Genomic DNA, 24,132 nt, shown 5'->3' with positions numbered 1-24,132 from the left:
TTGCTACCTCCCCAACACCCTGTTGATGATTGCAATCAGCCTGGCATCCTCGAACGGTTTGACGATCCAGCCGGTGGCGCCCGCGCGGCGTGCCCGAGCCTTCAGATCGGCCCCGCTTTCCGTTGTCAGGACAAGGATCGGAACGTCCGGGTAACGGTCGTCGGCGCGAACCGCTTCGATAACTCCGAACCCGTCCATTCGCGGCATGTTGATGTCGGTGATGATCAGATCGGGCTGGGCTTCCGGAAGGGATTCGATCCCGCTCACCCCGTCAGAGGCAAGAACGACCTCGAATCCGGCGCCGCGAAGCGCCTTGGCGACAAGTGCGCGTATGGTCGGCGAATCGTCGATCGCGAGAATGCGTATTGTCATTGCCCTGCCTCACCCGTCAGCATATCCACAGATGCGCCGATACGAGTCAGCGCCTGCATGGCGTCTTCGGACCAATTGCGAAATTCGATTTCCAACCCGTCCGCCTGCCATTGATGCCGCGCGGCGATCAGCATTTCGAATCCGATCGTGCCCAGTTTCCGGACGGAGCCCGCATCCAGCACGATCGCGGCGCCGCGAAGGGCCAGAAGTTTCGGGGAAAGTTCCGCTACTGCCCTTCGGTCAAGCGTTTCGGGCAAGGTCAAAATGGTCACGGCAACTCCTTTCGAGGCGATGACCCGATTCCTAGCAGCGGGGATTTAACAAATGGTTGCGCGGAATCGCTTTCATCCGGATGCGACACCGGCAGGTATTCCTTAATCTTTCGCCCGTAATCTCATCCGCATCGCAACAGGAGTTCGAATGTGGGTTTTACGACTGCATGGCATCGAATCCGTCCGGATCCCGATTCCGGGCACAGGACCGGTCGGTCTTATGCCGGCCCGGTTACGCTGCGCCTGCGGGACGCCGCGCCGTCATTGGCGAATCACGCCAGAACATCAGGCCGGAGCAAGACGATTGCGGCCGAATAAGTGTCAGTAAATATTTGAGGAATCTCATGTTACGGAACGTGAAAATTGGAACGCAGATCTTCATATGCTTCGGCATCATCCTGACTTTGGTCATCGCTTTCGGATTGATTGCGGGCGGCCAGTTGCAACGCATGCACAGCCTGCAGCAGGCGGATATGCAGACAGATCGATTTGCCGAGACGGGTGAAACGCCCTCCCTGTCGCAGCCTTTCGCGCCGCATGCCTCTGAACGGCAAGCGGCATTGGATGAACGGCGTGCGGCGCTTCACCGTGGCATGCTGATCACGATCATGGCCGGGATTGCCGCGATTGCGTTATGTGGCGGCATGCTTGCCGCGATGCTGGGCCTGTCGATCTCGCGGCAGATTTCCCGCATTGTCACGCAGGCCAGGTGCCTTGCGGATAATGATATGTCGATCGAAATCACCGGGCTTGAAGGCAGGAACGAACTGGCGCAACTGTCCCGGGCGCTTTGGAAATTCAGGGATAATACGCAGGCGCGCAGCAGGCTGAGTGACGAGATTCTTGCAAGGGAAGCAAAGGCAAACAGCAGCCGCGAAGCCGAGCGGCAGGCGCAGGCCCGGGTTGTCGGAGAGATCGGCGCGGGCCTGAACCGGCTGGCGAATGGCGATCTGACCGAGGCGATCGCCAGTCCCGAACAGGATCCCTTTCCCGCCGAATATGAGGCGCTGCGCGAAGCCTATAACAGCGTGGTCCTGATATTGTCGGGTGCGCTTTCGCGGTTCTCGGATGTGGCGGATCAGGTTCGCGGCGGATCGGCGGAAATCACCTCGGCTGCCGAGGATCTGTCCAGCCGCGCCGAGACCCAGGCCGCCACGCTTGAACAATCGGCAGCGGCGCTGAACGAATTGACCGAAAGCGTAAGGTCGACGGCGATTCGGGCCAAGAATGCCGAGAATGCGAGTCTTGAGAACCGGAAGATCGCGGAAAGCGGCGCGTCGGTCGTGCGCGAAGCGGTCGAAGCGATGAAGGGAATCGAGAAATCCTCGGATCAGATCACCAGAATTATCGGTGTGATCGACGATATCGCCTTCCAGACCAATTTGTTGGCATTGAATGCCGGGGTCGAGGCCGCCCGGGCCGGTGAAGCCGGGCGCGGTTTTGCGGTTGTCGCCTCGGAAGTTCGCGGACTGGCACAGCGTGCGTCCGAATCCGCGCGCGAGATCAAGACATTGATCTCCAAAAGCGCCACGCAGGTCGAGGCGGGTTCCGCCCTGGTCGACCGGACGGGCGAATGTCTGGAACAGATTCTGCACAAGGCCCTGGATGTGTCTGATCAGATTTCCGCAATCGCGGTTGCGGCAAGCGAACAGTCGACCGGGCTGGGGGAGATCACGGTAGGCGTCAATCAGCTGGATCAGGTGACTCAGCAAAACGCAGCCGTGGCCGAGTCGACAAATGCCGTGGCTGCGTCGCTTGTGCAGCGTGCGGATGATCTGCTGCGCGAATTCGCACGGTTCAGCATCGGTGAAACACCGGAGCCCGATATTTTGGAAGAGATGGAACCGGATATGGAAATGGCTGCCGATATCGCCCCGGTCGCGCTGGTCGCCGCGATGGGCGGCGCGCCAGCAGGCAGCGCCCGGTTCCACGAATTCTGACCTGTGCGATTCGGACCTGACGGCCAGCCATTGCCCCGCGCGTTCCCGGACGCGCGGGGCAATGCGTTATGCCGGCCGGAAGTTGCGTTCAATTGTATCGAATTGAATCCGCATCCTTCAGGATGCCTGCCTCCGGGTAACGAAATCTTAGAGATCCGGGGTCAGGATGGGGACACAAGCCAATCTTACCTGGGCAATGATTCTGAAATGACAGCCGCAACGACATTCATCATAGACGGAGCGCTTGCGCCAAGCGACGCCGCTCAGGTTCTCGACGATCTGAGAACCTGGCTTGGTTTCAAACATGGCGGCACACTGGATATCGCGCCCGTGCCGACGGATCCGCTGCTGCCGACCCAACCCGCGATCCAGCTGCTTTTCGCCGCCATTCGGGAACTGAGAAATCAGGGTGACGCAACGAGCCGGGTCACCTCCCGGGCTCGGGAAATATGCAACCGTCTGGGTCAGGCGGAACTCGTCGGCAACCACAAACCGGAGGGCCGAAATGGCTAAGACCGTATTGATAATAGATGACAGCAAGGCAATCCGTGACATGGTTGCATTCACGCTGCAGCCCCATGGCTATCAGATCGTCACCGCGGCGGATGGGGCAGAGGGGCTTAGCAAGCTGCGGGCGGATCAACCCGCCCTGATCATCACGGATCTGAACATGCCGGTGATGAACGGGATCGAGTTCATTCGCAACGCGCGGCAAGACGCGGCCGGTGCCGGCATTCCGATTGTCATGCTGACGACCGAAACCAAGCCGGAGCTGAAGGCAGAGGGCAAGTCCGCCGGCGCGACCGGCTGGATCAACAAACCTTTCGATGCCGAAATGCTGTTGACCGTGGCCAAGAAACTGGCGGGGTAAGTCATGGATGACATCAATCCCGCAATCGGCGCTTTCGTTCAGGAGGCGCAGGAGATTCTTGAAGGTCTCGAAGATCTGCTGCTGGATCTGGAAGATCGTTCGGATCCCGAACAGATAGATGCCGTGTTCCGGACCTTGCATACCGTCAAGGGCTCGGGGGCGATGTTCGGCTTCGGCACGCTTGCGCGGTTCACCCATCATTTTGAGGACGCGTTCGATCGCGTTCGCGAAGGCCGGTTATCGATAGACGGCCGGCTGATCGACCTGTCATTGCGGGCGCGGGACCACATGATCGCGCTGTTGAACTGCGGTGGAGATGGTCCGCAGGCGACCGCGCTGGAAGAGGCGCCCGAAGCGATTGCCCTGCTTGCCGCGCTGTTCGAGATTACCGGCAGCGAGACGTCAAAGACCACAGGCGGCAACGAAGACACGGAAACGACGGCTCCGGTTCAGCAACCTGGAACCGCGCGGCGCTGGTTGATCCGTTTCGTGCCCGAGGTGAATGCCTTGCGAAACGGGATGCGTCCCGACCTGCTGATCGAAGAGCTTGGCGGCCTTGGACCGGTCGATGTCTCGGCTGATATTACGGCGCTTCCGTCGATGGATGAGCTTGAACCGACCCGGGGATATCTGGGCTGGACCATCAAACTTGAAACCGATCAGCCCAAAAGCGCGATCGAGGCCGTGTTCATCTTTGCCGATGATGCCGAACTTGCAATCACCGAAGAGATGATCGCGCCTCCGGCGAAAGCCGATCCCTCCGAAGTTGAGCCATCATCCAGCAATGTCAGGGAGAAAAGCGGCGAAAGCGTTCGTGTTCCCGCTGCGAAACTTGACGAAATCATGGATCAGCTGGGCGAATTGGTCATTGCTCAGGCCCGGTTGTGCCAGATGGCGTCAGCAGATGCCGAGTTGGAATCGGTGGTCGAAGAGATCGAAAGACTGGTGACCGGCCTTCGCGATGCGACCCTGTCGATCCGCATGCTGCCGATCGAGGTCGTGTTCGGCAAGTTCCGCCGTGTCGTACGGGATCTGTCCACCGAATTGGGCAAGGTCGTGACCCTGATTACCGAAGGCGGTGAGACCGAAATCGACAAGACGGTTATCGACCGCTTGTCCGAGCCGCTGGTTCATATGATCCGTAACAGCATGGATCACGGGATCGAAAGTGGCGGCGCGCGCACGGCGGCGGGCAAGCCGTCACGTGGGACCGTGCGCCTGTCCGCGCGGCAGGAAGGCGGAGAGGTTCTGATCACGATCAAGGATGACGGCGCCGGGCTTGACGCCGAGGCCATCCGTCTCAAGGCGATCGAGCGCGGCCTGCTTTCACCCGAAGCCCAGCCGACGGAAAGCGAGCTTTTTCAACTCATCTTTGCGCCGGGCTTCTCGACCGCCAAGCAGGTTTCAAGCGTGTCCGGCCGCGGCGTCGGGATGGATGCGGTGCGATCCACTGTGGATGCGTTGCGCGGCTCGATCGAGGTTGCGTCCCGCCGTGGGACCGGAACGCGGGTTACGCTCCGGTTACCTGTGACCCTGGCGATCATCGACGGGTTGCTGGTGCGCCTGGGCAATGCGGTATTCGTCATCCCCCTTGCCGCAGTCGAGGAATGCGTCGAACTGGATGCGGCCGAGCGTCAGCGTGAATCGGGCCGGACGATGCTGTGTATCCGCGAACATCTGGTGCCGTTCCTTGACCTTGACGAGGTGTTCGGCTGGCCGCCCAGCGTTGAAAGCCGGCGGCGTGTGGTGATCGTGAAATTCGATGGTCAGCGTCTTGGGCTGGTGGTTGATGACATTCTTGGTCAAAACCAGACGGTCATCAAGACATTCAGCCAATATCATCGGGATGTTCCGGGTTTCGCCGGTGCAACGATCCTGGGCGATGGTTCAGTGGCATTGATCATCGATGTGGCAACCCTGGCCCGCCGGGCGCTTGCCGAACGGATTGAACGGAAACCGGCAGCATAAGGGAATGCGCATGACCAAAGCCTCTCGCCAGTCGTCGTCATATGAAATGGTCCTGATCTTCCGGCTTTCCGGCGAAGCATTCGCCATCTCTGTCAGCCGGGTCCACGAGATTCTCGATCCGATCCCGGTGACCGAAGTGCCGAATGCGACCGCGTTTGCGCCTGCACTGGTCAATGTGCGCGGCGCCATCGTTCCGCTTATCGATATCCGCCAGCGTCTTCGCATGCAGCCGGAGAGGCCAAGCAATTCAACCCGGCTGGTCGTCCTTGAGCTGCCCGTTGCCGGAATCCCCACGCGGCTCGCCATCATGACCGATGCGGTCGAGGAAGTGGCGGAAACCGATATCTCCGCGCTCGAACCGATCCCGGATCTGGGATCGCGCTGGCCCGAGCAATATGTCAGCGGCGTGATCCGGCACGGAAGCGATCTGGCGATATTTCTGGACACTGAAAATCTGTTCTGCCCCGATCCCGAACGGGCTGCGTAAAGCTGAACACGGATACTGTCATGCGTTTGACGATAAAAGCCAGGTTCGCGGAAATATCCGCCGCGCGGTCGTTGATGCCGCTGGCTGTCATTGCGCCTTTTTTTGATCATCTTGCCCTCAGGAGCCGCGATCATGCCCGAATTGCAAAGCGAAGCCTCAGAATTATCCCCGGATCAATGGGCGGATGCCGGTGACGGCGTCAGGGGCGCCGAGCCGCAGACTTATGTCACATTCGAGCTCGCCGGTCAGATTTTCGCGGTAGAGGTCGGCACCGTCCGCGAGATTCTTGACCTTCAGCCGATATCGTGTTTGCCGAATGCGCCTGCCGATCTTCTGGGAATGATCGATGTTCGCGGCCAGGGAATCGCGGTTATCGACCTGCTCAGCCATCTTGGCCTTGGCCATCCCCTGTCCAGGGAAGAGGGGCGGATCGTCGTATTCGAACTTGATGCGGACAGCCGAAAGCCGGTCGGGGTCATCGCCGACCGGGTTCTGAGCGTCGTCGCCATCGCCGATGCCGAGATCGAGCCTGCGCCCGTGACGATGGTGCGCTGGAACGCGGCTGCAATGACCGGCGTGGCGCGGGTCGATGGTCAGCTCATCATGATGCTTGCCCTTGATCGCTTGTTCAAAAGCGATGCCGCAGGGCCGTTTGATTTCGATTGATCGCCATGACTCATCTGGAAAATACCTTCGCTACGCCGAAACTGACCACCGCACAGGCGCAAACCCTGATCGCCACGGCAAAGCGTATCACCGGTGTTGCCGTTTCGGTTGACAAGATTTCGTTTCTGGAACTGCGGGTCGGGCGTCGGCTGCGCGAGCTGAACTGCCGTGATTTCGACAGTTATCTTGAAACGTTGCGCGGCCCGGGTGGCGAGGTCGAAGCGCGGTATCTGGCAGAGGCGCTTACCACCCATACGACCAGTTTTTTCAGGGAGAAACTGCATTACGACTGGCTGGCAAACGAAGGTCTGCCCGCGCTTCTCGAGAACGGAGCGGGTCGCGATCACAAGCTGACCGTCTGGAGCGCGGCCTGTTCGCTTGGCTCTGAAATGTGGACCGCCGCGATCGTGCTGGATCAGTTTGCAAGGAATCTGCCCGGCGGCATGTCATGGGATGTCGCGGGCACCGATGTTTCCCGCCAGATCCTGCGCCGTGCCGCTGCCGCCGTTTTTTCCGAGGATCAGATTTCCGGACTGCCCGACGCCCTGCGGCGCGAATATCTGATGCATTCGCGTGGAACGCCGCGGATATATCGCATCGTGCCCGAATTGCGAAGCCGTGCCCGGCTTTGCTGGGCCAATCTTGTCGATCTGGATCGCCGTCTCAGCATTACCGCGGATGTGGTTTTTCTGCGCAATGTGCTGATCTATTTTCAGCCTGAAGACCAATTGCGCGCGGTAGAAGGGGTTGTTTCGCGCCTGCGCACCGGCGGTTACCTGATGACCGGCCATTCCGAAAGTCTGTCAGAGCTGCCCGGCAACCTGCGGCAGATCGCAGCTTCCATTTATCAAAAGGTCTGATGCCATGACCCCTTTCGCTCGCCGCCGGATACGCGTTCTTGTTGTCGATGACAGCGCCGTCGTTCGCCAGACCCTGGCGAGCCTGCTGTCCTCGGACCCGGAACTGGAGGTCATCGGAACCGCCGCCGATCCCTTCGCCGCTGCGGCAAGTATCGGCAGGAACCGGCCTGATGTGATTACGCTGGACGTGGAAATGCCCAGAATGGACGGGGTGACCTTTCTGCGCAAACTGATGTCGCAAAACCCCATTCCCGTTGTCATGTGCTCGTCTCTGGTGGGCGAGGATACGGAGACGCTGACGCAGGCGCTTCAGGCCGGCGCGGTCGATGTCATCTGCAAGCCGCAGATGGGCGTGAAGGGATTTCTCGAGGAAAGCCGCACGATTCTGTGCGATGCGGTCAAGGCGGCGGCACATGCGCGGATCGGCAAGATAGCGCCCCGGCCGGTGTCGGAAAAGCTGTCCGCCGACGCTGTGCTTGCTCCGCCTTCTGGTCGCGCCATGAGCAAGACGACCGAGACGCTGATCGCTATCGGCGTCTCGACCGGTGGCACCGAGGCGGTGCGCGCGCTGCTTGAGGCGATGCCCGCCGATTGCCCGCCGATCGTCGTGGTTCAGCACATGCCGGAGCATTTCACCGCTGCATTTGCGCGCCGGCTGGACGGGTTATGCAGGATTACCGTGCGCGAGGCCCAAAGCGGTGTCCGGATGTTGCGCGGCCATGCCCTGATCGCGCCAGGGAACCGGCATACGCTTCTGACCAGAAGCGGCGCAACCTATTGCGTAGAGGTCCGTGACGGCCCGCTGGTATCGCGGCACAGGCCCTCGGTCGATGTCTTGTTTCGCTCGGTCGCCTGTAACGCCGGGCGCAATGCGATCGGCGTGATCATGACCGGCATGGGCGATGACGGCGCCCGGGGGCTTCTGGAAATGCGGCAGGCAGGGGCGCGGACGCTGGGGCAGGACGAAAGCAGTTGCGTGGTCTACGGGATGCCGAGGGAAGCGAAAAAGCTTGGTGCGGTCGAGGACGAAGTTCCGCTGTCGCAATTGCCGGCGACGCTGCTTCGGCTTGCCGCAGGTTAGGGGAAGGGGGCCTGTTCGATGCGGAAAAATATGAATGAGGCGGTGATGGCGTCGGCATATCCTGCAGATGCAGTGTCGAAAGCGGCCGAGCTGGGCGCCCTTCGGCGCGAGTGTCAGAATCTGTTCGAACGGCTGACCGGCGTGCTTGGAAAGGTGCACCATGCGCTGCATGGTATCGGCGGCGATTTCGCATGCCTGAGTCAGCTTGTCGGTGATGTGGGAAGCGCCCGCCGCGAATCCGGGGCGCTGCGTGTCGCCTGTAGCCATCTTGCCGAACAATTGCGCTGTGCCCATAGCGCGATTTCGACGGTGGATCTGACGAATGCGATTTCCGACGGGCTGGACGCGGTCGAGACCCTGCGCCGCGAGTGCCGTCAGCTGAACGCGATCGCATCCATGACGCGGGTCACCGGCTACTCGGTCAATATCGAGGCGATCGAGGATTACATCGTCACCCTGCGCGGCATGATCCAGCGATTGTCCCATACCACCACGGCGGTCCATGAAGGACTGTCGAGTATCGGCCTGGCCGTCCGGCAGGCAACGGCTCAGCTTGGGACGGCCGCGTCTTGCGCGCGGCGGGCAATCGACCAGCAGGCTGGGGATCAGGCGGCTCCGGCGATGGAGGAGATCTGCGGCGCGGCAATCATCCTGGCCGAGCAGCTTCGCGAAAATACGCAGGTGAATACCGGCATTCTCATGACCGGTATCCAGTTTTCGGATGCTTTCGCACAGCGGCTGGATCATATCGAAACGATCCTGACGGCGGCGGAAACGAAACCATCGGCCGCGGTTCTGGCAACGGCGCAGATCTCGGCGCTTGTGTCCGATGCGACGAGAATGCTTTCCGCTACCCGCGACGCGCTGGAGCAATTGGGGACGGTCGGCCAGTCCGCCGTTCGTGCCCTGACCGGCGATACCGGGGCGCAGGCCACGAAACTTCTGGCGGTCTGGCGTGCCGAACTGGATGACGGCCACCAGATCGAGCAGCTTGTCGCTCCGGCTTTGAACGGGGCGATGGATGCGGTGCAGAACATCAATTCCTCTATTGCCGATGCCAGGGAGAATCTTGAAACGCTTTCCTCCACCGCGCTTGAGGTCAGCCTTGCCACCGTCAATGCGGGTCTGCTGGCGCGGCGCAGCGGCTCGGCCAAATCCGCGATGGATGTGCTTTCCACGACGGTTCGGGAACGCGCGCATGCATGCAATGAGCTGAATGGCCGCTGCCGTACCAATTTCGGCCGGATCGATGAGATCACGCAAAACGCGGATTTCGGCCGCCTGACCGCGGATGCCGGACATCTGAGCGAGTTGATCGCCCGCGCGGATGCGGATCTTGTTCTGGCCGCAGAGATGTTTTCCCGGCTGGAGGCGTTGCAGGAGGCGGCGCATAAGGCGGCGCTTACCCTGCAGCACTCGGTCGATGAAGGGCTGCACGCGCTGTCCGGTTTGCCGGAACTGATCTCGCGGATCGCCACCTATGCGCCCAGGGTCGGCGCAAGGCAATTGTCACCCGATGACGCCGCCGCCCTTGCGCCATTCGCCGCGATCTACACGATGGATCGGGAGCGGGAGGTTCATGCGGAACTTGTCGGCTCTTTGCCCCCCGCCGCCATACCGGCGGCTCAGCTTGGCGAACAGACATTGGATGACATCTTCTTCTGACGCCGGATCGGCGGCGGTTTGCAGACAGGCTTGCCGATCGCGCGTCAGTAGTTGTGGCAGCCGTCTATTCCACCGTCACGGATTTCGCCAGGTTGCGCGGCTGATCGACATCCGTGCCTTTGGCAACCGCCGTGTGATAGGCAAGATATTGCATCGGGATGGCGTAAAGGATCGGCTGGATCAGATCCCCGCCGGCGGGCATGGTCAGGGTTGCATGAACGCCTTCGCTTGCCGCCTCGATGCCCTGCCGATCCGACAGCAGCAGGATCTGGCCATGACGGGCCATGACCTCCTGCATGTTCGAGATGGTCTTGTCGAACAGATGGTCGAACGGCGCCAGCACGATCACCGGCACATCCCGGTCGATCAGCGCAATGGGGCCGTGCTTCAATTCGCCGGACGCATATCCCTCGGCATGGATATAGCTGAGCTCCTTCAGCTTCAGCGCGCCTTCCAGCGCCACCGGGAACAGCGCGCCGCGTCCCAGATACAGGACGTCCCGCGCCTGCGACAGCCATTCGGACAGGGCCTGGCAATCGCCGGAAAGATCAAGCGATTGCTGGAGCAGACCCGGAAGCGCGCGCAATTCGTCAAGATATCTGACCAGCCCGTCATCGTCGATCCGCCCGCGATCATGTGCCGCTTTCAACGCAAGGATCGCCAGCACGGTCAGCTGACATGTGAAAGCCTTGCTGGAGGCGACGCTGACCTCGATCCCGGCCAGCGTCGGCAGCGCGATATCTGCGTCCCGGGCGATTGCCGATGTGCCGACATTGACCAGCCCGATGGTGCGGTCGACCCGTCCCCGCGCATAGTGAAGCGCCGCCAGCGTGTCGGCGGTTTCGCCGGACTGGCTGACCGCGACGAACCAGCTTTTCGGTGACAGCGGCGGTTCGCGATAGCGGAATTCCGACGCGACATCCGTGTCGCAGGGAAGACCTGCCAGCGATTCGAACCAGTATTTCGCGACATGGCCCGCATAATGCGCCGTGCCGCAGGCGACCAGCGACAGCCTGTCCACCTTGCTGAAATCAAGGCCCTCGGGCAATACGATCCGGTTATCCTTGATATAATGGTTCAGCACATCGGCAATCACCGAAGGTTGCTGTGCGATTTCCTTCGCCATGAAATGACGATACCCGCCCTTGTCGATCGCCGTCGTGCCGACATCGATCCGGTGTTCGGGGTGGCTGACCTGCTCGCATTCCGCATTGTAGATCTGCACGCCTTCGCGGGTCAGAACCGCATGATCGCCATCCTCCAGATAGGTGATCCGGTCGGTAAAGGGCGACAGCGCGACGGCATCCGAGCCAAGGAACATCTCGCCCTTGCCATGACCGATGGCAAGCGGGCTGCCCTTGCGGGCGGCAATGATCAGATCATCCTCGCCCTCAAACAGAAAGGCCAGCGCGAAAGCGCCCTTCAGCCGGGCAAGGGTTGCCCGCGCCGCTTCGCGCGGGGGCATGCCTTCGGCCATGAATTTCCCGGTCATGAGCGCGACGGTTTCCGTATCGGTCTGCGATTCCGGCTGGATGCCGGCCGAGACCAGCTCATCCCGCAATTCGCGGTAATTCTCGACAATGCCGTTATGCACGACCGCGACCGGGCCGGACCGGTGCGGATGCGCGTTCTCTTCGGTCGCCGCGCCATGCGTAGCCCATCTGGTATGGCCGATGCCGGTATGTCCGCGCAGCGGTTCATGCACCAGCCGGTCAGACAGATTGACCAGCTTGCCGACGGCGCGGCGGCGGTCAAGCTTGCCGGCTTCGTCGATGGTGGCCACGCCCGCGCTGTCATAGCCGCGATATTCCAGCCGTTTCAGCGCATCGACAAGCTGAGGCGAAACCTCGTGACGACCCAGGATTCCGATAATGCCACACATCAGCTTTTCTCCTTTTGCGCGCGCAGCGCCTGCATCAGCCGGATGCCAAGCCCCGGCTTCGTGACCTGCCGTGCCCGCCCGAGCGCCAAAGCGCCTTCCTCGATATCCTCGGTGATCACCGAGCCAGAGCCGGTCACGGCCCGTTCCCCCACCCGTACCGGCGCGACCAGCATCGTGTCGCTGCCGATAAAGGCGTTCGCGCCGATCTCGGTGCGGTGCTTCATCACGCCGTCATAATTGCAGGTGATCGTGCCCGCGCCGATATTGGCATGCTCGCCGATATGGGAGTCGCCCAGATAGGTCAGATGACCGACCTTGACGCCTTCATCCAGCACGGCATTCTTGATTTCCACGAAATTGCCCACATGCACCTCGCTGCCCAGTTCCGCGCCGGGGCGCAGGCGGGCAAAGGGGCCAACAGTGGCCCCGGACGAGATATGGCAGCCTTCCAGGTGACAGAAGGGCAGAACCTCGGCCCCGGATTCGATGGTGACGCCCGGACCGAAGACGACATTTTGCCCGATGACCGCATCGCGCCCGATGGCGGTATCCAGAGAGAACCAGACCGTCGCGGGATCGGTCAGCGTGACGCCATTCTCAAGCGCGCTCACCCTTGCGCGGGCCTGAAAACCGGCCTCGGCGGCGGCAAGCTCGGCGCGGGTATTGATGCCAAGCGTTTCCTCTTCGTCGCAGGTAACGACATCCGCCCGCCTGCCTTCCGCACGGGCCAGCGCGACAAGATCGGTCAGGTAGTATTCCCCCGCCGCGTTGTCATTCGTCAGCTTGCCGATCAGGTTGCGCAGCAGCCCGGCATCCAGCGCCATGACCCCGGAATTGCACAGCGCGATCATGCGCGTCGCTTCATCGGCATCCTTGTATTCGACGATTCGTTCCAGACCGGCATCGGTGATCACCAACCGGCCGTAACGCCCCGGATCCTCGGCCTCGAAACCAAGCACGACCAGATCGGCGCCGTGGCTGGCCAATGCGGCAAGCGTATCCTCGCCGATAAAGGGGGTGTCGCCGTAAAGCACGATCACCTTGCCGTCGAAACCTTCAAGCAAGGGCATGGCCTGCCGGACCGCATGGCCTGTGCCAAGCTGTTCCTGCTGCAGAACGATCCGCGCGTCGGGTTCCAGTTTCGCGGTGGCCTTTTCGACCTTGGCCGCGCCATGGCCCGCAACGACGATGACGTCATCGGGCTCAAGGCTGCGCGCGGCGGCCAAGGCGTGTCCGATCAGCGGCACTCCGGCCAGCCGGTGCAGCACTTTCGGAAGTTCCGATTGCATCCTGCTGCCTTGCCCTGCCGCAAGAATGATTACCGCCAGCGGTTTCTCTGCCATGCCCTTGCCTCGAATTTTGCCCCGTATCGTTGCCGCCGGTTCTAATCCGTGACAGATGCACAGGAAAGCCCCCGGGCATTCACCTTTGGTTTCGGAATATTAACGGAAAGGGAAAAGCATGGCTGGAACGGTGGTCTTCGATCTCGACGGAACGCTTGCCGACACCTCGGCCGACCTGATCGGCGCGGCGAATTCCTGCTTCGAGGCGCGGGGCATGGGGCCGTTGCTGGACCCCGTTCAGGACGCGCTTGTTGCCTTTCACGGGGGTCGGGCGATGCTGCGGGCCGGATATGCCCGTGCCGCGCAGGAGATGTTGTTGCCACCCGGCGCGGAGGATCAGGACTATCCCCGGCTGCTGGAATTCTATGGGCGGAATATCGCCGTTCACACCCGGCTCTATCCGGGCGTGGAGGAGGCGCTACGGCAACTTGCGGCGGATGGGCATATTCTGGCCGTCTGCACCAACAAGCCCGAGGCACTGGCCGAGACATTGCTGCGCGAACTGGGCATCCGGGACGCTTTCGCCTCGCTGATCGGCGCGGATACGCTGCCCGTCCGCAAACCTGATCCAAGGCCCTATACCGCTGCGGTCGAACAAGCCGGGGGCGATCCCGCGAATTCGTTCCTTGTGGGCGATACCGAGACCGACCGGAAGACCGCCGCCGCCGCTGGCGTGCGGGTGGCGCTGGTCGGATTCGGGCCGGAAGGCAACGCGATCTCGCGCCTTGCGCCGGATGCGCTGCTTGAGGATTTCGGACAATTGCCGGAGCTGGCGCGGGATTGGCTTGGGGTCAGGGATCCGGTTTCGGCATAGGCGAATGTGGTCCCGTCCGAACTCTGCCGGATGCGGAATTGTGCGACAGGGAAGCAAGGTCGAGGCTAAAGTATGTTGCGCCTGCCCGGCTTCACATCCTCCTCCTCCCCTTCTTCTTTGCGCAAGTACCTCGGGGGTCCGGGGGCAGCGCCCCGGCCATCGCGGGACGCCCAAAAGCCTTTCCGCCTTACGCGGGAGCACGCCGATCACGCATCTCCGCACTATCCCGCCCGGCTCTGACGGGATACGGGGGGCTGTCAGGAAAGGCCGATCAGCCCCGGCACCTCGGATTCCGGCCAATGCGCGAATGGCAGCACCGCGCCGTCCCTGCGGCTTTCGGCGATTCTCGATCTGTCGATCTCGGCGAAGACCCATCCTGGCTTGTCCATGCCGCCTTCCGCGATGATCCCGGTTTCCGGCCATAGCCCGTCGGGCGGGCCGTAGATCGCCGCGCGGCCGCGGTTCTCATCCGCCACTTGCAGCCAGTCGTTCTGCCCGACGGTGGGCGAATGCACGACGACGCATTGGCTTTCAAGCGCGCGGGCCATTGCCCCGATCCGGACCCGGTGGAAACCCGCAACCGTATCGGTGCAGCTTGGCACAAGGATCAGTTCCACCCCGGCTTTGGCCAGAACGCGGCCAAGCAGCGGAAATTCGCTGTCATAGCAGATCAGGATTCCGATCCGGCCCAGTTCCGTGTCGAAAATCTTCAGACCCGGCGCGCCGACGACATCCATCGGGTCGCGCTCATACCGGGTCATGATCTGCTTGTCCTGATGCCCGATCCGTCCACCCGGTCCGAACAGAACCGCCCTGTTCACCGGGCGATCGCCCTCGAATACCGGGCCGGATGCCGCAAGGATGTGGCAGCCATGCTCCCGCGCCAGCCGGATATGCAGATCCGCCGCCGCCCCGGCATGGCGGGAGACCTCGTGCAATGACGCCTCGGGATCATCGGTGATTGCGGTTCCGCCAAGCGAGGCGAGTTCCATCGCACCATATTCCGGGAAAACCAGAAGATCGGCCCCCTCGGCCTTCTGAACCCATGTCGTCAGCTTGGCCTCATAGGCGGCGAAATCTTCAAGCCAATCCAGCGCATAAGCGGCAGTCGCGATTTTCATAAGCGTCTCATCCAGAATTGCAGCGGTTTTTCGGATTGTAGTTCGTCGCCCACATCTTTCCATGAAAAACGTGCCACCACTCCGGGCAATGGTTCATAGCCGCGCTTGCGCCAGAAACCGTCCAAGGGCCGGTAATCCGCAGGCCGGGCAGGGTGATCGGCAGGGCGGCTGACGCTGCAAAATGCGGTATAGCGGGCGCCAAGACTACGGGCATGTTCCTCGCGCGCGTCGAAAAAGGCATGGCCCAGCCCATGCCCGCGATATTCCGGCAGCAGAACCGATTCCGCGCAATAGAAGATCTCGGAAAGCGGCTCGGGGCGGTCACTGAAGGCCGCCGCGAAATCCCCGGCATGATCCGTCATCGGCGCGCCGGTCGAGGCCCCGACGATCCGGTCGCCGTCGAATGCGGCGACCACCACCGCCCCCGGCGACTGATAGGCGGCAAGATAATTCCGCTCGTAGTCCAGATCGCCATCGTACAGATAGGGCCATGACCGGAACACGGTGATTCGCAGCCGTGCGACGTCGCCCAGCGCCGATTCGAGCGCCGCGCCGGTCAGGATCTGCGTCTTCACGCTCATGTGCTGATCTGCCGGGTCCATTCGCCAAGGTTGTAATATGTCGTCACGCGCGAGATCTTGCCGTCTCGGATGGTGAAGAACGATCCGGCGGGAAGGCGATAGGTCTGGCCGGATGCCGGCGGCAGCCCTTCATCGGTCTTGAGATAGGTTCCATTCACCACATATTCCGCCGCCGCGCGATCCCCGGATTCATCGGCGAAAATCACCATATCGGTCAGGTTTTCCCGGTAGCACTCGGTCATATGGGCGTTGAATTCCGCGAAGAGTTTCCTGCCCTTGCGGATATCTCCCTCATTGACGTGATGTTCGATCTCATCATGCAGCAGATCCAGCATCCTGTCGGTCTGCGCCGCATTGAAGGCATCGAAATAGGCCGCGATCAGTGCTTTGGTGTCCATGCGAATCCCCTTGATTGGTTTTGCCCCGTCTAGCTATTCCGGCACTCTGCGTCACCTCCGCCCAAAGGACCAGAGACTTGCATTTCGGCGGCAAGCTGGTAGCGCTGTGCCCGAAAAGCCGCGCAGCAAGAGGAAGCGCTTATGAGTGATCGGAACAATCTCGGGCACCGTGATGTAACCTGTTTCAAGGCATATGATGTAAGGGGTGAACTGGGGGTCAATCTGGACGCCGATATTGCTTACCGGATCGGCCGGGCATTCGCCGAAGCGCGGCAGGCGCAGCGGGTCGTCGTCGGCCGCGACAGCCGCGCAAGCTCCCCCGAACTGGCGCAGGCCCTGATCGAAGGGCTGACGGATGGCGGCACCGATGTTCTGGATCTGGGGCTGGCGGGCACCGAAGAGGTCTATTTCCATACCGGTTTCCATGACACCGATGGCGGGATCGAGGTCACAGCCTCGCATAACCCGATCAATTACAACGGCATGAAGATCGTCGGGCGCGGTTCCGCCCCGCTGGATCCGGCGACGGAACTGCCGCCCATCGTGGAACTGGCGACATCCGGGGTATTCGCCCCGTCGGCGAAAAAGGGCGAGGTCACCGATTTCAGCCATGCGCGGGCGGAATATGCCAGCGCGATGGCGGATTTCGTCGATATTTCCGCGTTGCGTCCGATGAAGATTCTGGTCAATGCCGGCAACGGCACTGCCGGCCCGACCTTTGACGCCATCGCGGCGGAATTGCAGCGCCGTGGCGCGCCTCTGGAATTCATCCGCCTGCACCACAATGTCGATTCCAGCTTCCCGAACGGCATCCCGAACCCGCTTCTGCCGGAAAATCAGCCGCCCACGGTCGCGGCGGTCAAATCTGAGAATGCCGATCTGGGCGTCGCATGGGACGGCGATTTCGACCGCTGTTTCTTCTTTGACGAGAATGGCCGCTTCATTCCCGGCGAATATATCGTCGGCCTGCTTGGCGCGGCATTCCTTGAAAAATCCCCCGGCGAGAAAGTTGTGCATGACCCGCGCGTCATCATGAACACCCGCGCCATGATCGAAGAGGCGGGCGGCGAAGCCGTTGTCAGCAAGACCGGCCATGCCTTCATCAAGCGCAAGATGCGCGATACCGGCGCGATCTATGGCGGCGAGATGTCGGCCCATCATTATTTCCGCGATTTCTACTATTGCGACAGCGGGATGATCCCCTGGCTGCTGATGGTCGAACTGCTCTCGCGCAAGGGCAAGACGCTGGCCGAATTGCTGGAAGAGCGGATGCGGCTTTATCCCTCTTCGGGCGAGACGAATTACGAGATCAGTGATCCCGACGCGGCGATTGCCCGTCTGATCGAACGTTACGAGGCGCAGGCCGACAGCCGCGACGATCTTGACGGCGTGTCGCTGGATTTCGGCAAATGGCGCTTCAACCTGCGGAAATCGAATACCGAGCCCGTCGTGCGCCTGAATCTCGAATCCGACGGCGATGCGGCATTGGTGGGCGAGAAACAGGCGGAGCTTGCGGCATTGCTGAAGGGATAGATGGAAACTGACCCTAAACCATGGGCCATTGCTGTCTTCCCCGCCCGGCTTGCGTCACTGACGGGGCCCTGAATGGATGCGCCAATGCTGACGATCTACCGGATAATCTCGCGACTGATCGAAATGATCTTGCGATTGCGCGTCCGGATCAGCGGATCGGAGGCATTGCGACAGCGACTCCTGCTGGATAGCCCTTCTGCGCCTGCCGATATCTGGATACATGGCGCCTCGGTCGGTGAGTTGACCTCGGCCCGCCCGATCATTCAGGCGCTTGCCGCCGATTTCAGCCTGCTGGTGACGGCGAACAGCCAGACCGGTCGCGATATGGTCGCCGAATGGGGCCTGCCGATATGCCTTGCCCCGCTTGACGTGCCGGGGGCGCTGGACCGCTTTCTGAATGCGGTCCAGCCCCGGCTTGCCCTGACTGTCGAAGCCGAAATATGGCCGCTCAGATCGCGGATGCTTGCCGATCGCGGCATTCCGCAGGCGGTGATCGGTGCGCGGATGTCCGAACGCTCGGCGCAACGCTGGGCGCGGCTGCGCGGGCTGATTTCGCCGGTGCTTGGCCGGATCGCGGCCTTCTCGGCACAGGATGAGGATAGCGAGGCGCGTCTGCGCCAACTGGGCCTGCCCGCTTCGGCAATTCTGCCCCGGCTCGACCTGAAACTGCTGGCACCCGCGCAGGTCGTGCCGCCCGCCGACGATCCGGCGCGGGATATGACCGTGCTTGCCGCCTCGACCCATGAAGGTGAGGATGCGCCGATTCTGGACGCATGGCTTGCCGCGCGGGCCGCGCATCCGGATCTGCGGCTGATCCTTGCGCCACGCCACCCGCAGCGCGGCGCGGATATCGCCGCATTGATCGCCGCGCGGGGGCTGGACGTCATGCGCCGCTCGGACGGGGCCGGGGATGCGCCTCTCCTGCTGGCCGATACATTGGGCGAGATGCCCCGCTGGTATGCAATGGCGGGGATTTGTTTCGTCGGTGGCTCTCTGACGGATATCGGCGGGCATACCCCGTGGGAGCCCGCCGCCTATCGCTGCGCGATCCTGCACGGTCCCCATGTGGATAATCACGCCGCCAATTATGCCGCCCTTGCGGAAGCCGGGGCGGCGTTGCCGGTCGACGCCCGGACGCTTGGCGCGGAACTGGTGCGGCTGGCCGGGGATCCCGCCGCGGCGCACCGGATGGGAAAGGCCGCGCAAGGGCTTCTGAAAGACCGGGCAGGAGATCCCGTGCCATTGCTGAACCGTTTGCGGGATCTTGCCAAGTCCGGTGGCGCTTACGATATATAGGGAATCCGGGAAAGGTTACCGCATGATCCGCTATTCTCTGCGCTGTGAAAAGGGCCACGACTTCGATGGCTGGTTCCGCTCGTCCGAGGGGTTCGAGACGATGCGGGCGGCGGGGCAGGTCACTTGCGCGCAATGCGGTTCGGCCGATGTGGCAAAGGCGCTGATGGCGCCCTCGGTCCCGGCTGAAAAGGCGCGGCTTGACGCGCCCCGCAATCCGGCCGAGCAGGCGCTCGAAAAATTGCGCGAACATGTCGAGAAGAATTCGGATTATGTCGGCCTGCGCTTTGCCGACGAAGCCCGCGCCATGCATGAGGGCGACCGCCCGACCCGCGCGATCCACGGCGAGGCCCGCCCCGAAGAGGCCCGCAAACTGATCGAGGACGGCGTCCCGGTCGCGCCGCTGCCCTTCATCCCCCGGCAGAAGGCGAACTGATACATGACAGTGCTGATTACCGGCGCCAATCGGGGGATCGGCGCGGCCCTTGCCCGGACCTATCGCAAGATGGGCAAGAATGTCATCGGAACGGCACGCAGCGGCGATGATTTCTGGAAGCTCGATGTCACGCGCGAGGCGGATTTCCCGACCCTGGAAAAGCGGCTTCAGGATACCGCCCTGTCGCTGCTGATCTGCAATGCGGGCATCTATGTCGACAAGGGATTGCGGGACGAGCAGCGCGACGCGCAGGTCTGGGCCCGCAGTTTCGCCGTCAATGTCACCGGCGTTTACCTGACGGTTCAGGCCTGTCTGCCCGCCTTGCGCCGTGGGGCGGGCAAGATCGCTCTGCTGGGCTCGGCCATGGGGTCGGATCAACGGGCGCCGGGCGGCTCTTATGCCTACCGGGCAAGCAAAGCGGCATTGTTGAATCTTGGCCGCAATTTCGCTGCGGATCTGGATCTGCCGGTGGGGATCTATCACCCCGGCTGGGTTCGCACCGATATGGGCGGGGACGGGGCGGATATCGCGGTCGAGGACTCCGTCAGCGGCCTGATCGCGCGTTTCACCGAACTCGATCGCGGCAGCAGCGGATGTTTCCTGTCATATGACGGAAAGCCCGTGCCGTTTTGACGATATGACCGGATCGCCCCGAAACGATCCTTTCTTCCGCGTATTTCTTCTTTGCCTAAAAACCTTGCAGGGGGTGCGGGGGATGCAAAATCCCCCGCTGCAGCGCGGAACGCAATCAATCGATCAATTCCCGGCCACCGCTTCCCCGTTCAGACAGTTTTTTTGTCGGAAATATGCAAGAAGTGATGCCGGGGCATGCGCTTGCCCTTGTGGTTTCCCGCCGCCGCCCATAAAAACCCCGCCGATGAACAGGTCTGAGGCTGGAGGCCCGCATGCCGCTTCTGGTGATGAAATTCGGCGGCACGTCGGTGGCCGATCTCGAGCGGATCAGGAACGCCGCCGGGAAAGTGCAGCGCGAGGTCGAGCGTGGCTATGACGTCATCGTCATCGTCAGTGCCATGTCGGGCAAGACCAATGAACTGGTCGGCTGGGTCGAACAGACCTCGCCACTATTCGATGCGCGCGAATATGACGCCGTGGTCAGCTCGGGCGAGAATGTGACCGCCGGGCTGATGGCGCTCACGCTGCAGGAGATGGGCGTTCCCGCGCGAAGCTGGCAGGGCTGGCAGGTGCCGATCAACACGACCGACGCCCATTCGGCGGCGCGATTCGTGGATATCCCGCGCGACAATATCGACCGCAAATTCGCCGAAGGCTTCAAGGTTGCCGTGATCGCCGGTTTTCAGGGCATCGGCCCGGATGGGCGGATCACCACGCTGGGCCGTGGCGGCTCGGACACGACCGCCGTCGCCTTTGCCGCCGCTTTCGGGGCCGAACGTTGCGATATCTATACCGATGTCGACGGCATCTATACCACCGATCCGCGCATCACCAATAAAGCGCGCAAGCTGGAAAAGATCGCCTTCGAGGAAATGCTGGAACTGGCCAGCCTTGGCGCGAAAGTGCTTCAGACCCGCTCGGTCGAGTTGGCAATGCGCTACAAGGTCCGCCTGCGCGTGCTATCGTCCTTCGAGGAAACGGACGAGAATTCCGGCACGCTGGTCTGCGATGAGGATGAAATCATGGAATCGAAAGTCGTCAACGGAGTCGCCTATTCGCGCGAAGAGGCCAAGATCACCCTCGTCACGGTCGAGGATCGTCCCGGCATCTCCGCCGCGATCTTCGCGCCACTGGCCGAGGCTGGCGTGAATGTCGATATGATCGTGCAGAACATTTCCGAGAAAGATTACGAGGATCACCCCGGCTCGGTGACCGACATGACATTCTCGGTGCCGATCAATCAGGTCGAGCGTGCCCGGAAAGTCATGGAAGAGGCGCGGACCGCGGGTCATATCGCCTATGAGGAACTGATCGCCGATACCGAGGTCGCCAAGGTCAGCGTGGTCGGCATCGGCATGCGCAGCGCGACCGGTGTGGCGGCGCGGATGTTCAGGGCGCTTGCCGATGAAAATATCAACATCAAGGTCATCGCGACGAGCGAGATCAAGATTTCCGTGCTGATTGAACGTAAATATATGGAACTCGCGGTGCAGGCACTGCATGATGCCTTCGGGCTTGAAGCGGCCTGATCCTTTAACCCGGCGCAAGATCCGGGAACGGGCCGCCGGGCCATCGCGGCAAGAAATACAGGGGCGCGATGCCGGATCGTAACGATAGCGACTCACGTACGCTGCTCAGGCGGCTGAAGGGGATTCTTGCCGCGCCGGGCGGCGGGCAGGATCGGCTTGACCAGATCACCCATCACATCGCCGATTCGATGGGCACGCAGGTCTGCTCGATCTACCTGTTCCGCGATGCCGAAACGCTGGAGCTTTGCGCGACCGAGGGTCTGCGCGCGGCTGCCGTGCATCAGACCCGGCTGCGGCTGGGCGAAGGTCTGGTGGGGCGCGTCGCCCGGACCGGACGCTATATCAATACCGCCGATGCGCCCTCTGCCCCCGGTTTCCGCTTCATGCCCGAAACTGGCGAAGAGGTTTTCCCCAGTTTCCTTGGCGTTCCGATCCAGCGCGTGGGCGAACGCCTGGGCGTGCTGGTCGTTCAGTCGCAGGACAAACGCCAGTTCACCGATGACGATGTATATGGTCTGGAAGTCGTGGCCATGGTTCTGGCCGAGATGACCGAACTTGGCGCTTTTCAGGACGGCCAGTCCGATTCCATGCCCTCGGCCCATCGTTTCCCGCTGATGCTGCGCGGCGGGACCGGGCAGGAGGGTCTGGCCGAAGGCCATGTCTGGCTGCATGATCCCCGCGTCGTGATCGCCAACCCCGTCGGCGACGATCCCGAGACCGAGCTGGCACGGCTGCATGAGGGCGTGAACCGCCTGCGTGAAACCGTCGATACGATGGTGGCCGCCGCCGATATGGGCGATGGCGGCGAACATGCCGCCGTGCTGGAAACCTATCGGATGTTCGCCCATTCGCGAAGCTGGCTGCGCCGGATGGAAGAGGATATCAAGCTGGGCCTGTCCGCCGAAGCCGCGGTCGAGAAAGAGCAATCTGCCGCCCGTGCCCGGCTGGAACTTGCCGCCGATCCCTATCTGCGCGACCGCCTGCACGATCTGGACGATCTCTCGAACCGGCTGCTGCGCATCCTGACCGGTCAGGGCAACGATACCGGCGCCGAGATGCCCGACGACCCGATTCTCATCGCCCGCAATATCGGCCCTGCGGAATTGCTGGAATATGGCCGCAAGCTGAAGGGCGTGGTGCTGGAAGAGGGCTCGGTCGGCAGCCATGCCACGATCGTGGCGCGGGCGCTGGCCATTCCGCTGGTGATTCACGCGCCGCGCATCACCGCCGAGGCGTTGAACGGCGATCCGATTCTGGTCGATGGCGATCAGGGCATCGTTCACCTGCGTCCCGAAGAAAGCGTTGCGGTCGCCTTCCGCGACAATCTGGCGATGCAGGCCGCGGCGCAGGACCGCTATGCCAGCCTGCGCAATCTGCCCGCCACCGGCACCTGCGGCACGACCATTCAGCTTTACATGAATGCCGGGCTGATGGCCGATCTGCCCTCGCTGGAAGGCTCGGGCGCCGAGGGTGTCGGGCTGTTTCGCACCGAATTGCAGTTCCTGATTCGCAACCATGTGCCCCAGCGGGCCGAGCTGGCGCGGCTTTACCGTCATGTCATGGACAGCGCGCGTGGCAGGCCGGTCATGTTCCGGACGCTGGATATCGGTTCCGACAAGGTGCTGCCATATATGAAGCCGCAGGACGAGCCGAATCCGGCGATGGGCTGGCGGGCGATCAGGGTTGGTCTGGACAAGCGCGGCGTGTTGCGGATGCAGCTGCAATCGCTGATTCGCGCCGCTGCGGGGGAACGGCTGCATGTGATGTTCCCCTTTGTCTCGGATATCGGCGAATACGAGGACGCTTACCGCATTTTGATGCATGAGCTGTCCCGCGAGCAGCGGCTGGGTCACGATATGCCCAGCGATATCCGGGTTGGCGCGATGCTTGAAACGCCGGCAATGGCGTTCGCGCCCAAACGATTCTTCGAAATGTGCGATTTCATTTCGATTGGCGGCAACGATCTGAAGCAGTTCTTTTTCGCCGCAGACCGCGAGAATGAACGCGTGCGGAGACGTTACGACACGCTCAGTTCCTCATTTCTGCTGCTGCTTCAGCAGATCGTCGCGCGCTGCGAAGAAGCACGCGTACCGCTTTCGTTCTGTGGGGAAGATGCCGGCCGGCCCATCGAAGCATTGACATTAGCGGCACTGGGCATTCGCAGGCTGTCCATGCGCCCGGCTTCGGTCGGTCCGGTCAAGCACTTGATTCGGCGGGTTTCCATTATCGAGCTGCGCAAGGTTATCGACGCCGCGCTGCAAGAGGGGCGACCCAATCTTCGCCGACCGATCACGGAATGGCTTGCACGCCAATAGTTGAATGGATGATACTGCGTTGTGAGTTAACATTAGGTAATTAAAGGTTATGCCTGTCAGCAGGAAACCTGT

At 62.0% G+C, this 24,132-nt stretch carries 23 protein-coding genes; 16 read left to right on the top strand and 7 right to left on the bottom strand.

Annotated elements, in window-relative coordinates:
- Positions 1 to 3: 3 nt before the first annotated feature.
- Together D3P04_RS15920 and D3P04_RS15915 are read right to left on the bottom strand one after the other, a co-directional pair.
- Positions 4 to 372 carry a response regulator gene (locus tag D3P04_RS15920; RefSeq protein WP_119750659.1) on the bottom strand — a complete coding sequence of 123 codons (369 nt, stop codon included), beginning with the start codon at positions 370 to 372 and terminating at the stop codon, positions 4 to 6.
- Complete coding sequence (locus D3P04_RS15915) at positions 369 to 644, bottom strand: STAS domain-containing protein (protein ID WP_182912897.1); 276 nt, start codon at positions 642 to 644, stop codon at positions 369 to 371. The genes D3P04_RS15920 and D3P04_RS15915 overlap by 4 nt, the downstream gene beginning before the upstream one ends.
- Positions 645 to 988: 344 nt before the next feature.
- Here D3P04_RS15915 and D3P04_RS15910 point away from each other — a divergent pair, with 344 nt between their 5' ends.
- The 9 genes from D3P04_RS15910 to D3P04_RS15870 all read left to right on the top strand — a co-directional run bounded on the left by D3P04_RS15910 (position 989) and on the right by D3P04_RS15870 (position 10,182).
- Positions 989 to 2,584 carry a methyl-accepting chemotaxis protein gene (locus D3P04_RS15910; RefSeq protein ID WP_232845042.1) on the top strand — a complete coding sequence of 532 codons (1,596 nt, stop codon included), beginning with the start codon at positions 989 to 991 and terminating at the stop codon, positions 2,582 to 2,584.
- A 207-nt stretch (positions 2,585 to 2,791) separates the two neighbouring features.
- Positions 2,792 to 3,097 carry a hypothetical protein gene (locus tag D3P04_RS15905; RefSeq protein WP_119750656.1) on the top strand — a complete coding sequence of 102 codons (306 nt, stop codon included), beginning with the start codon at positions 2,792 to 2,794 and terminating at the stop codon, positions 3,095 to 3,097.
- Complete coding sequence (locus D3P04_RS15900; RefSeq protein WP_119750654.1) at positions 3,090 to 3,455, top strand: response regulator; 366 nt, start codon at positions 3,090 to 3,092, stop codon at positions 3,453 to 3,455. Before D3P04_RS15905 ends, D3P04_RS15900 begins: the two co-directional genes overlap by 8 nt.
- A 3-nt stretch (positions 3,456 to 3,458) precedes the next feature.
- Complete coding sequence (locus tag D3P04_RS15895; protein WP_119750652.1) at positions 3,459 to 5,423, top strand: chemotaxis protein CheA; 1,965 nt, start codon at positions 3,459 to 3,461, stop codon at positions 5,421 to 5,423.
- A gap of 10 nt (positions 5,424 to 5,433) precedes the next feature.
- Entirely contained in the window at positions 5,434 to 5,910 is a 477-nt protein-coding gene (locus D3P04_RS15890; protein ID WP_182912896.1) for a chemotaxis protein CheW, read from the top strand.
- A gap of 132 nt (positions 5,911 to 6,042) precedes the next feature.
- Positions 6,043 to 6,576: a chemotaxis protein CheW gene (locus D3P04_RS15885; protein ID WP_119750648.1), complete on the top strand. Its 534-nt coding sequence runs from the start codon at positions 6,043 to 6,045 to the stop codon at positions 6,574 to 6,576.
- A 5-nt stretch (positions 6,577 to 6,581) separates the two neighbouring features.
- Positions 6,582 to 7,436, top strand: coding sequence for a CheR family methyltransferase (locus D3P04_RS15880; protein ID WP_119750646.1), 855 nt, complete (start codon positions 6,582 to 6,584; stop codon positions 7,434 to 7,436).
- A gap of 4 nt (positions 7,437 to 7,440) precedes the next feature.
- On the top strand, positions 7,441 to 8,517 hold the full coding sequence (locus tag D3P04_RS15875) for a protein-glutamate methylesterase/protein-glutamine glutaminase (RefSeq protein WP_119750644.1): 1,077 nt from the start codon (positions 7,441 to 7,443) through the stop codon (positions 8,515 to 8,517).
- Between the two features lie 45 nt (positions 8,518 to 8,562).
- Entirely contained in the window at positions 8,563 to 10,182 is a 1,620-nt protein-coding gene (locus D3P04_RS15870; RefSeq protein WP_182912895.1) for a hypothetical protein, read from the top strand.
- Positions 10,183 to 10,246: 64 nt separating this feature from the next.
- Here the strand turns inward: D3P04_RS15870 and glmS are convergent, their stop codons facing one another.
- Together glmS and glmU are read right to left on the bottom strand one after the other, a co-directional pair.
- Positions 10,247 to 12,064, bottom strand: coding sequence for a glutamine--fructose-6-phosphate transaminase (isomerizing) (gene glmS, locus D3P04_RS15865; protein WP_119750640.1), 1,818 nt, complete (start codon positions 12,062 to 12,064; stop codon positions 10,247 to 10,249).
- A complete protein-coding gene (gene glmU / locus D3P04_RS15860) occupies positions 12,064 to 13,407 on the bottom strand; it encodes a bifunctional UDP-N-acetylglucosamine diphosphorylase/glucosamine-1-phosphate N-acetyltransferase GlmU (RefSeq protein WP_119750638.1) in 1,344 nt (447 codons plus the stop codon). The genes glmS and glmU overlap by 1 nt, the downstream gene beginning before the upstream one ends.
- 118 nt (positions 13,408 to 13,525) lie before the next feature.
- On the opposite strand from glmU, the gene D3P04_RS15855 reads away from it, so the two are divergent.
- Positions 13,526 to 14,221 carry an HAD-IA family hydrolase gene (locus D3P04_RS15855; RefSeq protein WP_119750636.1) on the top strand — a complete coding sequence of 232 codons (696 nt, stop codon included), beginning with the start codon at positions 13,526 to 13,528 and terminating at the stop codon, positions 14,219 to 14,221.
- A gap of 257 nt (positions 14,222 to 14,478) precedes the next feature.
- On the opposite strand, the gene D3P04_RS15850 is transcribed toward D3P04_RS15855, so the two are convergent.
- Genes D3P04_RS15850 through D3P04_RS15840 form a run of 3 tightly spaced genes read right to left on the bottom strand, consistent with a single transcriptional unit; the run spans position 14,479 to position 16,321 of the window.
- Entirely contained in the window at positions 14,479 to 15,342 is an 864-nt protein-coding gene (locus D3P04_RS15850; protein ID WP_119750634.1) for a carbon-nitrogen hydrolase family protein, read from the bottom strand.
- Positions 15,339 to 15,923 carry a GNAT family N-acetyltransferase gene (locus tag D3P04_RS15845; RefSeq protein WP_119750632.1) on the bottom strand — a complete coding sequence of 195 codons (585 nt, stop codon included), beginning with the start codon at positions 15,921 to 15,923 and terminating at the stop codon, positions 15,339 to 15,341. Before D3P04_RS15845 ends, D3P04_RS15850 begins: the two co-directional genes overlap by 4 nt.
- On the bottom strand, positions 15,920 to 16,321 hold the full coding sequence (locus tag D3P04_RS15840; RefSeq protein WP_119750630.1) for a ketosteroid isomerase-related protein: 402 nt from the start codon (positions 16,319 to 16,321) through the stop codon (positions 15,920 to 15,922). Before D3P04_RS15840 ends, D3P04_RS15845 begins: the two co-directional genes overlap by 4 nt.
- 141 nt (positions 16,322 to 16,462) lie before the next feature.
- On the opposite strand from D3P04_RS15840, the gene D3P04_RS15835 reads away from it, so the two are divergent.
- The 6 genes from D3P04_RS15835 (at position 16,463) to ptsP (ending at position 24,060) form a co-directional block, all read left to right on the top strand.
- Positions 16,463 to 17,854 carry a phosphohexomutase domain-containing protein gene (locus D3P04_RS15835; RefSeq protein WP_119750628.1) on the top strand — a complete coding sequence of 464 codons (1,392 nt, stop codon included), beginning with the start codon at positions 16,463 to 16,465 and terminating at the stop codon, positions 17,852 to 17,854.
- A gap of 84 nt (positions 17,855 to 17,938) precedes the next feature.
- A complete protein-coding gene (locus D3P04_RS15830) occupies positions 17,939 to 19,150 on the top strand; it encodes a 3-deoxy-D-manno-octulosonic acid transferase (protein ID WP_232845041.1) in 1,212 nt (403 codons plus the stop codon).
- 22 nt (positions 19,151 to 19,172) lie between these two features.
- Positions 19,173 to 19,583 carry a DUF1178 family protein gene (locus tag D3P04_RS15825; RefSeq protein ID WP_119750626.1) on the top strand — a complete coding sequence of 137 codons (411 nt, stop codon included), beginning with the start codon at positions 19,173 to 19,175 and terminating at the stop codon, positions 19,581 to 19,583.
- Positions 19,584 to 19,586: 3 nt separating this feature from the next.
- On the top strand, positions 19,587 to 20,216 hold the full coding sequence (locus tag D3P04_RS15820) for an SDR family oxidoreductase (RefSeq protein WP_119750624.1): 630 nt from the start codon (positions 19,587 to 19,589) through the stop codon (positions 20,214 to 20,216).
- Positions 20,217 to 20,488: 272 nt separating this feature from the next.
- On the top strand, positions 20,489 to 21,745 hold the full coding sequence (locus D3P04_RS15815) for an aspartate kinase (protein ID WP_119750622.1): 1,257 nt from the start codon (positions 20,489 to 20,491) through the stop codon (positions 21,743 to 21,745).
- 68 nt (positions 21,746 to 21,813) lie between these two features.
- Positions 21,814 to 24,060, top strand: coding sequence for a phosphoenolpyruvate--protein phosphotransferase (gene ptsP / locus D3P04_RS15810; RefSeq protein WP_119750620.1), 2,247 nt, complete (start codon positions 21,814 to 21,816; stop codon positions 24,058 to 24,060).
- Positions 24,061 to 24,132 lie beyond the last annotated feature (72 nt).

The sequence above is a fragment of the Paracoccus onubensis genome (genome assembly GCF_003591515.1).
Taxonomy (GTDB): domain Bacteria; phylum Pseudomonadota; class Alphaproteobacteria; order Rhodobacterales; family Rhodobacteraceae; genus Paracoccus; species Paracoccus onubensis.
This window is presented reverse-complemented; position numbering and strand designations above follow the sequence as displayed.

Coding starts and splice junctions, on each gene's coding strand:
- D3P04_RS15920 (WP_119750659.1), bottom strand. CDS start 372: ATGACAATACGCATTCTCGCGATCGACGATTCGCCGACCATACGCGCA.
- D3P04_RS15910 (WP_232845042.1), top strand. CDS start 989: ATGTTACGGAACGTGAAAATTGGAACGCAGATCTTCATATGCTTCGGC.
- D3P04_RS15905 (WP_119750656.1), top strand. CDS start 2,792: ATGACAGCCGCAACGACATTCATCATAGACGGAGCGCTTGCGCCAAGC.
- D3P04_RS15900 (WP_119750654.1), top strand. CDS start 3,090: ATGGCTAAGACCGTATTGATAATAGATGACAGCAAGGCAATCCGTGAC.
- D3P04_RS15895 (WP_119750652.1), top strand. CDS start 3,459: ATGGATGACATCAATCCCGCAATCGGCGCTTTCGTTCAGGAGGCGCAG.
- D3P04_RS15890 (WP_182912896.1), top strand. CDS start 5,434: ATGACCAAAGCCTCTCGCCAGTCGTCGTCATATGAAATGGTCCTGATC.
- D3P04_RS15885 (WP_119750648.1), top strand. CDS start 6,043: ATGCCCGAATTGCAAAGCGAAGCCTCAGAATTATCCCCGGATCAATGG.
- D3P04_RS15880 (WP_119750646.1), top strand. CDS start 6,582: ATGACTCATCTGGAAAATACCTTCGCTACGCCGAAACTGACCACCGCA.
- D3P04_RS15875 (WP_119750644.1), top strand. CDS start 7,441: ATGACCCCTTTCGCTCGCCGCCGGATACGCGTTCTTGTTGTCGATGAC.
- D3P04_RS15870 (WP_182912895.1), top strand. CDS start 8,563: ATGGCGTCGGCATATCCTGCAGATGCAGTGTCGAAAGCGGCCGAGCTG.
- glmS (WP_119750640.1), bottom strand. CDS start 12,064: ATGTGTGGCATTATCGGAATCCTGGGTCGTCACGAGGTTTCGCCTCAG.
- glmU (WP_119750638.1), bottom strand. CDS start 13,407: ATGGCAGAGAAACCGCTGGCGGTAATCATTCTTGCGGCAGGGCAAGGC.
- D3P04_RS15855 (WP_119750636.1), top strand. CDS start 13,526: ATGGCTGGAACGGTGGTCTTCGATCTCGACGGAACGCTTGCCGACACC.
- D3P04_RS15850 (WP_119750634.1), bottom strand. CDS start 15,342: ATGAAAATCGCGACTGCCGCTTATGCGCTGGATTGGCTTGAAGATTTC.
- D3P04_RS15845 (WP_119750632.1), bottom strand. CDS start 15,923: ATGAGCGTGAAGACGCAGATCCTGACCGGCGCGGCGCTCGAATCGGCG.
- D3P04_RS15840 (WP_119750630.1), bottom strand. CDS start 16,321: ATGGACACCAAAGCACTGATCGCGGCCTATTTCGATGCCTTCAATGCG.
- D3P04_RS15835 (WP_119750628.1), top strand. CDS start 16,463: ATGAGTGATCGGAACAATCTCGGGCACCGTGATGTAACCTGTTTCAAG.
- D3P04_RS15830 (WP_232845041.1), top strand. CDS start 17,939: ATGCTGACGATCTACCGGATAATCTCGCGACTGATCGAAATGATCTTG.
- D3P04_RS15825 (WP_119750626.1), top strand. CDS start 19,173: ATGATCCGCTATTCTCTGCGCTGTGAAAAGGGCCACGACTTCGATGGC.
- D3P04_RS15820 (WP_119750624.1), top strand. CDS start 19,587: ATGACAGTGCTGATTACCGGCGCCAATCGGGGGATCGGCGCGGCCCTT.
- D3P04_RS15815 (WP_119750622.1), top strand. CDS start 20,489: ATGCCGCTTCTGGTGATGAAATTCGGCGGCACGTCGGTGGCCGATCTC.
- ptsP (WP_119750620.1), top strand. CDS start 21,814: ATGCCGGATCGTAACGATAGCGACTCACGTACGCTGCTCAGGCGGCTG.